At 71.2% G+C, this 5,244-nt stretch carries 3 protein-coding genes and 2 pseudogenes; all 5 read left to right on the forward strand.

What is annotated here, in order from left to right:
- Window positions 1–77, forward strand: a pseudogene (locus tag ACZ47G_RS39515) (ATP-binding protein); the annotation flags it as partial.
- 424 nt (window positions 78–501) lie between these two features.
- Window positions 502–3,879, forward strand: coding sequence for a sensor histidine kinase (locus ACZ47G_RS39520; protein ID WP_465751352.1), 3,378 nt, complete (start codon window positions 502–504; stop codon window positions 3,877–3,879).
- A 10-nt stretch (window positions 3,880–3,889) separates the two neighbouring features.
- Window positions 3,890–4,303 carry a roadblock/LC7 domain-containing protein gene (locus tag ACZ47G_RS39525; RefSeq protein ID WP_030248297.1) on the forward strand — a complete coding sequence of 138 codons (414 nt, stop codon included), beginning with the start codon at window positions 3,890–3,892 and terminating at the stop codon, window positions 4,301–4,303.
- A gap of 161 nt (window positions 4,304–4,464) precedes the next feature.
- On the forward strand, window positions 4,465–5,124 hold the full coding sequence (locus ACZ47G_RS39530) for a DUF742 domain-containing protein (protein WP_465751354.1): 660 nt from the start codon (window positions 4,465–4,467) through the stop codon (window positions 5,122–5,124).
- Window positions 5,105–5,244, forward strand: a pseudogene (locus ACZ47G_RS39535) (ATP-binding protein); the annotation flags it as partial. The gene ACZ47G_RS39530 and the pseudogene ACZ47G_RS39535, both read left to right, overlap by 20 nt.

The raw sequence follows: 5,244 nt of genomic DNA on the forward strand, positions 1-5,244 counted from the left end.
ACGCCCGCCGCCGCGACAGCGCCAAGAGCGCCCTCATCACCCTCGTCGAACACGCCCTCCTCGCCCGACTCCGCTGACCACCACAGCCACGGCCCGGAGGCGAGCACGGGAACCGATCGGCCCCGGTGAACCGTCACACTGACGGGTCGCCGGGGCGGCGGTGCTTTACCGGCCGGTGTCCTCCCGGGGCCGCGCGCAAGACCCGTGTATAAGCAGCGGATAACAGTTCGGTAGGCATTTTGTGATCAACAATGACGCAGCGTGGCGAATCAGCGTCACTCAGCGCCAGATCACCACGGATTTGCTCCGTCATGTCGTTGATTGTCCGTATTGTTCCGGCACGGGTGCCATGCGGCGGCTGTTTGTCCCCCATCCCTGCACGTGCTGAAATTCCAGCTACCCCTGAACATCCCGCGTCGGCCGTCCGGTGCCGGGCCAGGGCCCCGGGGGTAGCGCTGGATTGATCCATGGCCGGCTAGTCGGCCGAGAGGTAGTTGTCGAGTGAGGCGTAAGCAGCAACCCGCCCCGCAGCGGCGCTCCGAGCCCCGCCAGAGCGCGCCGAACGGCAGCGCCGCGGAACAGGCCGGATTCTCCGCGTTCACTCCCACCGAGGAGCGCGCCCAGGCCACCCCGGCCCCCAAGCCCCCGACGGCGGGCAAGGAACCGCGCCCCGGCGCCGGTTCGACGGGCTCACCGGGTGACGGCGGCACCAGCCGGTACGACTTCCTCCGCCCGCGCAACTGGCGCGTGCCGACCCGACTGATCGCGATCCTGCTGATCCCCGTGATCATCAGTCTCGTCTTCGGCGGTCTGCGAGTGAACACCTCGGTCGACGGCTACATCAAGGCCTCCCGCGCCGAGAAGACCGCCGAGCTCGCCAAGGCGGCGACCGAACTCGCCGAGGCGCTCGAGAACGAGCGCGACAAGACCCTGATACCGCTGATCACCGGGCAGGACCCGAACAACGAGGTCACCAAGCGCCGCGCCGACACCGACGCGGCGATGAAGGCCTACAACACCGCGTACGACGCGTCCGACAAGTCCGGCGAGCTGCCGCGCCGCCACGAGGCCTTCCAGAGCCTGGTGGTCGACCTGCCGCACCTGCGCCAGGTCGCGTACGGCAAGGAGCTGTTCGCCAGCGCCACCGCGAACGCCTACTCGGCGATGTTCGCGCCGCTGCTGGCCTACGACAACTCGGTCGGCAACGGCTCCGCCAACGCCACCAGCAAGGGCCGCGCGATCTACGCCATGTCGCTGGCCAAGGCCTCCGCCTCGACCCAGCGCTCGCTCATGCTGAGCCTGCTGGTCGGCATCTCGCAGGGCGTGACCACGCGCTACGAGAACCAGGACATGACCCAGCAGATCCTGGTCGCCGAGAAGCTGGAGCAGGTCTCCCTCTCCGAGTTCAACACCGGTGCCGACCCCGGCGACGCCAAGAAGTACGGCGACGCCCAGGTCGCGCTGGCCACCGCCCAGGACCGCTCGGCCTACAAGATGCCGAACGGCAGCGCGCCCACCATGCAGGGCCTGCTGGCCCTGGCCGGCAACTACGCCGAGGCCGCCGCCGCCGGCCAGCAGAAGGGCAAGGCCGCGGCCGACGCCGCGTACGCCGAGGCCAAGAACTCCGGTCTGACCCCGGACAACTGGAACCAGGCCGCCGGAACGCACATCCAGGCCCTGCGGAACACCGAAGTCGCGCTGCTGGACGACGTCCTCACCCAGTCCCGCGACCTCAAGGACAACGCGCTCTACGACGCCATCCTCAACACGGTCATCGTCGTCGCCGCACTGATCCTGGCCGGCCTGCTCACCGGCTACGTCGCCCGCTCGATGATCCTCGGCATGCGCACCCTGCGCAGCGCCGCCCTGGAGATCGCCGACCACCGCCTGCCGGACCTGGTCGAGAAGCTCTCCAAGACCGACCCCGACCGGGTCGACACCTCGGTCAGCGCGATCCCGCTGCACGGCAAGGACGAGATCGGCGAAGTCGCCCGGGCCTTCGACCAGGTCCACCAGCAGGCCGTGGCGCTCGCCGCCGAGCAGGCGCTGCTGCGAGGCAACGTCAACGCGATCTTCACCAACCTGTCGCGCCGCAGCCAGGGCCTGATCCAGCGCCAGCTGGCGCTGATCACCGACCTGGAGAACAACGAGGCCGACCCGGACCAGCTGGAGAACCTCTTCAAGCTGGACCACCTGGCCACCCGTATGCGCCGCAACGGTGAGAACCTGCTCGTCCTCGCGGGCGAGGAGGCCGGCCGCCGCTGGAACACCCCGGTCCCGCTGGTCGACGTGCTGCGCGCCGCCGCCTCCGAGGTGGAGCAGTACGAGCGCGTCGAGCTGTCCGGCATCCCGGAGGTCGAGGTCGTCGGCGCCGCCGTGACCGACCTCGTCCACCTGCTCGCCGAGCTGCTGGAGAACGCCACCTCGTTCTCCAGCCCGCAGACCCGGGTGCTGGTCAACGCGACCCGCCTGCCGGACGGCCGCGTCCTGGTCGAGATCCACGACAAGGGCATCGGCCTCACCGCCGACGACTTCGCCGAGATCAACGAGAAGCTGGCCGAGCCGCCCACGGTCGACGCCACCATCTCCCGCCGCATGGGCCTCTTCGTGGTCGGCCGGCTCTCCCAGCGGCACGACATCCGCGTCCAGCTCCGCCCGTCCGGCGAGTCGGCCGGCACCACCTCGCTGGTCATGCTCCCGCCGTTCGTCACCCGCTCCGCGGCCGTGCCGGAGCCGGAGGAGGAGCAGTTCACCGTCTCCCGGATCTTCGCCGAGCAGGAGCCGGCCGCCAAGTGGGCGCCGGACAACCGCAGCGCGGCCGAGCTGGGCTTCGACGACCACCTCACCGGCATCGGCAACGCCGGCTCCTCCGGCTTCAGCCCGGCCCTGGAGGCCGTCCAGCGCTCCCAGCGCCTCGACCAGGTCCGCCGCGCGGCCCTGGAGAGCGCCCCGGAGTCGCCGGTGGTGGACGCCGAGGTCGAGGAGGACTACCAGCAGGGCTACGACCAGTACGCCCCGCAGCAGCAGGGCTACCAGCAGGGCGCCTACGCCGACGACCGCTACGGCAACGACGAGCAGTACGGCTACCAGCAGGGCGGCTACCAGCAGGACGAGTACGCCCAGGACGGCTACGGCCAGTACCCGCAGCAGGGTTACGACCAGACCGCCTACGCCGACGACCGCTACGGCAACGACGACCAGTACGGCTACCAGCAGGGCGGCTACCAGCAGGACGAGTACGCCGGCCAGTACGGCCAGCAGGCCGAGGAGGCCCCGGCCGGCCACCCGTACGCCCCGGAGCCGCCCGCCCTGCCCGCCGCCGAGCCCACCCCCACCCTGCCGTCCGGGCTGCCCCAGCGCCGCCCCGGCCAGCAGCTGGCGGGCGGCAACCTGGGCGGCGCCCCGGCGGTCAGCAGCAGCCCGACCGGCGAGAGCCCGAACTGGTTCGCCGGCGCCAAGGACACCTCGGCGCCCGTCGAGACCCGCGGCCACGACGTGTCCGCCCTGGGCGGATACGGCCCGACCGGCCCGACCTCCTCCCCCTGGCAGTCGCCGAACGACGGTGACTGGCAGCGCGCCGAGCAGCTGCGCGAGCCCTCGTCCGCCGGCACCACCGGGGCCGGACTGCCCCGGCGGGTGCCCAAGCAGAACCTGGTACCCGGCAACGCCAAGCCCACCCCGCAGGACGGGCCGCAGGTCTCCCGCAGCCCCGAGGAGGTCCGTGGCCGCCTCACCAACCTGCGCCGCGGTGTGGAGCAGGGCCGCAGCGCCGGCAACACCGGAAGCTTCCGGATCGACCCCGATCAGGTAGACCAGTCCGGCAACGGACAGAACCGGAGCACCGATCTCTTCGGCGGCTCGAACCACCAGGAGCGTTGAGTTGACTCAGATGAGCCAGGCCGCACAGAACCTGAACTGGCTGATCACCAATTTCGTGGACAACACCCCCGGGGTGTCCCACACCGTGGTGGTCTCCGCGGACGGCCTCCTGCTGTGCATGTCGGAAGGCTTCCCGCGCGACCGCGCCGACCAGCTCGCCGCCGTCGCCTCCGGCCTCACCTCCCTCACCTCCGGCGCCAGCCGGATCTTCGAAGGCGGCGAGGTCAACCAGACCGTCGTCGAGATGGAGCGCGGCTTCCTCTTCCTCATGGCCGTCAGCGACGGCTCCGCCCTCGCCGTCCTGGCCGCACCCGACTCCGACATCGGCCTCGTCGGCTACGAGATGGCCCTGCTCGTCGACCGAGCCGGCGCCGTCCTCACCCCCGCACTCCGCGCGGAACTCCAGGGCAGTCTCCTGCACTGACGGTTCGTCGGATACCGTCCAGGTATTCGAAGTACCTCCGCGTCCTTCCCGGGCCCGCTTCGGCGGGCTCGGGTTCGGACGTTGTACGGCCTTCGCACCACCGGCTCCGGACTCGTACCGAAGCTCGCACCGCACCGCCGCACCTTGTGAGGAGAGGAACCGTGACACCGCCCGACGACCGCAGCGGCCAGTACGGCGTTCCGTACCCTGGCACAGGCCATGACGCCTTCGGAGCACCCGGCGCCGGCCACGGTCAGCAATACGGTCGGCACCAGTACGGGCAGCAGCCCCAGCAGCATCCGTACGCCCCGCCCGAGGAGCAGTACGGCCCGTACGACCCGTACGCCCGGCAGCAGCCCGCCTTCGACGCCCCGCCGCCCGGCTACCCGGCACCGCCCGGCCCGGCGCCCGCCGCGGCCCCCGGCCGGCAGCCGGCCCAGGAGCCCGGGTACGTCGAGGAGTTCGAGGACGAGCCGGACTCCGGCCCGCTGATCCGGCCGTTCGCCATGACCGGCGGTCGCACCCGGCCCCGCTACGAGCTCGCGCTGGAGGCCCTGGTCTCCGCCGATGTCGACCCGCAGCGCCTGGCCACCCTCCTCCCGGAGCACCAGCGGATCTGCACGCTGTGCCGGGAGGTCAAGTCCGTCGCCGAGGTGTCCGCGCTGCTCTCGCTTCCCCTGGGAGTGGCCCGCATCCTCGTGGCCGACCTGGCCGAGGCCGGCCTGGTCGCCATCCACCAGCCCGCTTCCGGCGGCGAATCCGGAAACCAGCCCGACGTCACGCTGCTCGAAAGGGTCCTCAGTGGACTTCGCAAGCTCTAACGCGGCCGCCCCCACCCGCGCCACCACCTCCGCGAAGATCGTCATCGCGGGCGGCTTCGGTGTCGGCAAGACCACGCTCGTCGGCGCCGTCTCCGAGATCAACCCCCTGCGCACCGAAGC

It is taken from the genome of Kitasatospora sp. NPDC030952 (genome assembly GCF_055571335.1).

Bases quoted from the DNA above. Each gene is read 5' to 3' on its own strand.
- ACZ47G_RS39525 (WP_030248297.1), top strand. From the start codon at position 3,890: ATGAGCCAGGCCGCACAGAACCTGAACTGGCTGATCACCAATTTCGTG.